Annotated in this window: 6 protein-coding genes; 2 read left to right on the forward strand and 4 right to left on the reverse strand. The window is 67.6% G+C overall.

Annotated elements, in window-relative coordinates:
- Positions 1 to 685 (forward strand): alpha/beta hydrolase (locus B1964_RS02095; protein ID WP_139765597.1); only part of this gene is annotated, 685 nt, incomplete at its 5' end.
- Here B1964_RS02095 and B1964_RS02100 read toward each other — a convergent pair.
- The 3 genes from B1964_RS02100 to B1964_RS02110 all read right to left on the reverse strand — a co-directional run bounded on the left by B1964_RS02100 (position 624) and on the right by B1964_RS02110 (position 3,129).
- A complete protein-coding gene (locus tag B1964_RS02100) occupies positions 624 to 1,601 on the reverse strand; it encodes an EamA family transporter (RefSeq protein WP_079928616.1) in 978 nt (325 codons plus the stop codon). The genes B1964_RS02095 and B1964_RS02100 overlap by 62 nt on opposite strands.
- 89 nt (positions 1,602 to 1,690) lie before the next feature.
- Positions 1,691 to 2,713 carry an LLM class flavin-dependent oxidoreductase gene (locus B1964_RS02105; RefSeq protein WP_079928617.1) on the reverse strand — a complete coding sequence of 341 codons (1,023 nt, stop codon included), beginning with the start codon at positions 2,711 to 2,713 and terminating at the stop codon, positions 1,691 to 1,693.
- An 8-nt stretch (positions 2,714 to 2,721) separates the two neighbouring features.
- Positions 2,722 to 3,129 (reverse strand): SRPBCC family protein, encoded by a 408-nt coding sequence (locus B1964_RS02110; protein WP_079928618.1) that lies wholly within the window; start codon positions 3,127 to 3,129, stop codon positions 2,722 to 2,724.
- A 76-nt stretch (positions 3,130 to 3,205) separates the two neighbouring features.
- On the opposite strand from B1964_RS02110, the gene B1964_RS02115 reads away from it, so the two are divergent.
- A complete protein-coding gene (locus tag B1964_RS02115) occupies positions 3,206 to 4,090 on the forward strand; it encodes a LysR family transcriptional regulator (RefSeq protein ID WP_079928619.1) in 885 nt (294 codons plus the stop codon).
- A 14-nt stretch (positions 4,091 to 4,104) separates the two neighbouring features.
- Here the strand turns inward: B1964_RS02115 and B1964_RS02120 are convergent.
- Positions 4,105 to 4,387: GH25 family lysozyme (locus B1964_RS02120; RefSeq protein ID WP_290440675.1), on the reverse strand; the 283-nt coding region annotated here is incomplete at its 5' end.

Genomic DNA, 4,387 nt, shown 5'->3' on the forward strand with positions numbered 1-4,387 from the left:
CTTCCACGGTGGCGGGTTCTCGCTGGGCAGTCGCGCCACCCACGACGCCTACTGTCGGCGGTTGGCCCTCGACACCGGCGCCGACGTCCTGTCCGTCGAGTACCGGCTCGCCCCCGAGCATCCGTTCCCGGCGGCCGTCGACGACGCCCTGGCCGCGTGGCGCTTCGCGGTGAGTGGGGCCTCGCGCTGGGGTGTCGACACCGATCGCCTCATCGTCGCCGGCGACAGCGCAGGCGGGAACCTGGCCGCGGTGCTGTCCCAACTCGTGCGCGGCGAGGAGGTGACGCCGCGTCTGCAGCTGCTGCTGTATCCGGTCACCGACATGACGCGATCCGGCGGTTCGCGGCAGGAGTTCGCCACCGGCTACTTCCTCACCGCCGAGCGCATCGAGTGGTTCACCGAGCGTTACATCCCGGCCGGAGTGCCGCGCAGTGATCCGCGGATCTCCCCGCTGCTCGCCGATGACCTCACCGGACTGCCGCCCGCCCACGTGGTGGTCGCCGGCTTCGATCCGTTGCGCGACGAGGGCATCGCCTACGCCGACGCCCTTTCCGGTGCCGGCGTACGCACCTCGCTGCAACGTGAGTCGGGCATGATCCACGGCTTCGTCAACATGCTCGGCTTCAGTCCCGCTGCCCGACAAGCGGTCTCGGGGATGCACGACGTGGTGCGTGGGGTGCTCTGACAGAGGTCGCCCCCGCGCCGGCCCGCACCCTCGACCGCGGCGCCGCCAACACCCCGGCGGCGCATCCGGCGATGACCAGTGCGGCACCGGCGATCTCGACCCCGCTCGGCACCTCGCCGAGCAGTAGCCAGGCAGCGCTGATCCCGACCACCGGTACCAGCAACGACAGCGGCGCGACCCGGCTGGCCTCGTACCGCTTCATCAGCATCGTCCAGAGCCCGGACCCGGCGATCGTGCCCAGCAGCACCACGTAGGTGAGGCCGACCAGCGCGATCAGCCCGGACGACGAACCCAACGTTGTCAACGATGTCAGGTCGGCGCGAGGACCCTCGGTGGCAAAGCTCAACGCCAGGAACGGGATCGGCGGCACCACCGACATCCACAGTGTCATCCGCAGGGCGTCGTCGGGTTGGGCCAGACGGCTGCCGATGTTGCCGAACGCCCAGGACAGGCCGGCCAGCACGGTCAGCACCATCGGGACGACGATGCCCACACCGATCGACGAATGTCCGGCGCGGTCGACGCCGATGACGACGATCCCGGCGACGGCGATCGCGATGCCGAGGATCTGCGCGGGCACCAACCGCTCTCGCAGGAAGAACACGCCCAGTAGCACGGTGAACGGCGCCGAGGTCTGTAGGACCAACGAGGCCAGCCCGGTGGGCATCCCGAGGTTCATGGCGAGGAACAGGAATGCGAACTGCCCGAACCCGAAGCCCACTGCATACAGCAGGAACCATCGCATCTGCACGCGCGGGAACTTCACGAACAGCACCACCGGGACGGCCATCACCGCAAACCGCAGAGCCGCGAAGAAGAACGGCGGGAAGTGGTCGAGACCAACGCGGATGGCGATGAAGTTGAGGCCCCAGAGGACGACGACGGTGAGGCCGAGCAGGCGATCGCGGGTGGTCATGAGTCCATCGTCGGGGCGACATCGATGAAGAACAATCGAATTCTTCTACAGTAACCGTTCGTTATTGCTTCATCTTTGCTTGCGGGCAGCTACCGCCACCCGAGCGCCGGTGCCACGTCCTTCAGGATCGCCTCGATGACGTGCGCGTTGTAGTCGACGCCGAGCTGGTTGGGAACCGTCAGCAGCAGGGTGTCGGCGGCGGCGATGGCCTCGTCTTCCCGGAGCTGTTCGATGAGCTTGTCGGGTTCTTCGGCGTAGGACTTGCCGAACCGCGCGATACCGCCGTCGATGTGACCGACCTGGTCGGAGCTGTGCCGGTCCCGGCCGAAGTAGGCCCGGTCCATGTCGTTGACCAACGGGAAGATACTGCGGCTCACCGATACTCGTGGTTCACGCTCGTGTCCGGCGAGCTTCCAGGCGTCGCGGAACCGCTGGATCTGTTCGGCTTGGAGTTGGTGGAACGGCACACCGGTGTCCTCGGTGAGCAGCGTCGACGACATCAGGTTCATGCCCTTCTCCGCGGTCCACTCGGCGCTCGCGCGAGTGCCCGCACCCCACCAGATGCGATCACGCAGGCCCGGTGATTGGGGTTCGATGCCCAGCGGTCCCGGCGGGTTGGGGAACATCGGCGATGGATTCGGCTCGGCGAAGCGCGCACCATCGATGACCTGGAGGAACACGTCGGTGTGCGAGCGCGCCATGTCGGCGTCGGTCTCGCCGTCGGCGGGAACGTAGCCGAAGTACTTGTAACCCTCGATCACCTGCTCGGGGGACCCCCGGCTGATGCCGAGCTGGAGTCGTCCGTCGGAGATCAGATCGGCCGCGCCGGCGTCCTCGGCCATGTACATCGGGTTCTCGTACCGCATGTCGATGACTCCGGTGCCGATCTCGATGGTCTCGGTCTTCGCGCCGATCGCGGCGAGGAGCGGGAACGGCGAACCGAGTTGTCGCGCGAAGTGGTGCACGCGGAAGTAGGCGCCGTCCGCGCCGAGTTCTTCGGCCGCGACCGCGAGGTCGATGGATTGCAACAGGGTGTCGGCGGCTGAGCGGGTCTGCGAACCGGCCGACGGGGACCAGTGTCCGAAGGAGAGGAAGCCAATCTTCTTGCTCATGACACCAGTTAACCGGACTTGGGTCCGCTTTGTTCCACCAGGTCGGCGAGGCGGGCAAGATCCGCTGCGACCGTCGCGGCGTCACGGTCGAACTCTTCGTCGGTGAGGTCGAGTTGGCGCAGGGTGAAGACCACTTCCGAGCCGTCGGGGTGGGCCAGCACGCGCACCGGATTGGTGACCGTCGACCCCGACGGAAGGGTCACGTCGTGGTCGATGACCCCGAACTCGTTGGGCGGGACAAAGCGCACCGTGACGGTGCCCATCGGGGATTCGACGAGGAGGTCGCCGCCTCGGCGCGTGACCGGTGCCTGCGCCAGCCCCGACGCCCAGAGCGCCAGGTTGCCCGGGTCGGACGCGAACTCGTAGACCTGATCCGGCGAGGCGGCGATGACGTGACTTACGTGGCGACTGCGCATTCATCCATCATGCGTGCCGGGCCCGACATGCATGGAGCTTGCCTGGCGTGGGATCTCACCGTCATAGGATCGCGCCATGGAGGTTCGTCGACTGCGGTTGCTGCGCGAGTTCGCCGACCGTGGCTCGATCGGCGCGGTCGCCGACGCGTTGCACATGACGCCGTCGGCCGTCTCGCAACAACTCAAGGTGCTCGCCGAAGAGGCCGGCGTGGCGTTGCTCGAACCGGATGGCCGACGCATCCGCCTGACCGGTGCGGGCCACGCGCTGGTGCTGCGCGCCGAGGACGTCATCGCCGCAGTGGAGCGGGCGCAGGAAGAGATGGCGTCGTACCGATCCGGTCACGCCTCGGTCCGTCTGGGGATGTTCCCGTCGGGGGCGACGCTACTGCTCCCCGATGTTCTGACGCGGGCCGCCGAGGCGGCGATCGACGTGCACGCCTTCCATCTCGACGTCGGATATCCCGAGGCCGCACCGGCGTTGGCCGATTTCGACATCGTCGTCACCCACCGTGACGAACGGATGCCCACGCTGACCGATCCGCGGGTCACGGTCACCGAGCTGATGCGTGAACCGCTGGACGTGATCGTCGCGCGCACCTCGGACCTCGCGGATCATCGGCGGGTCGCGGTCGCCGAACTCGCCGACCGCGACTGGATCAGCGTGGAGGGCGGATTCCCGGTCGACGATGTGCTGCAATCGATCTCGGCACTCACCGGCGTGGCACCCCGGGTGATCCAGCGGATGCTGGACTTCACGACGATCGAGGCGCTCGTCGCCGCCGATCACGGGATCGCCCTGATGCCGCGGCATGCGGCCCGGCACCCCGACGTGGTCGCGTTGGAGCTCAAGGGAGTTCGTGCGGCGCGGGTGTACGAGGCATTCACCCGGCCGCATCCGCGCGCCGCGATCGCCTCGGTCGTCGACGACCTGCGCTCGGTTGCCGACGCCGTGGCCCGCTGAACTGCTCGCCCCGCTCAGCTCCCGGGTGTGCCGGTAGTACTCGTTCCGCTCGCGTTGCCCATCGTCTGCAATTGCGGTGTGGTGCCATTGAATCGGTTGAGATCGACCGGCGTCGGAATGCCGGGGAGCTGTCCGGAATCCGTGTACTGCCAGAACGTCCACGTGCTCCAGCCGCCGTGAGGCATCTCCGGTGCGGACTGGCCGTTGTAGGACGCGATCCACAGCGGGGGGTCGCCGAATTCGGTGGTGCCGCCCATCGCGGTGTCCCAGAACTTCGGATAGGTGTAGAGGATCGTC

The sequence above is a fragment of the Gordonia sp. i37 genome (assembly GCF_002043085.1).
Lineage (GTDB): Bacteria > Actinomycetota > Actinomycetes > Mycobacteriales > Mycobacteriaceae > Gordonia > Gordonia polyisoprenivorans.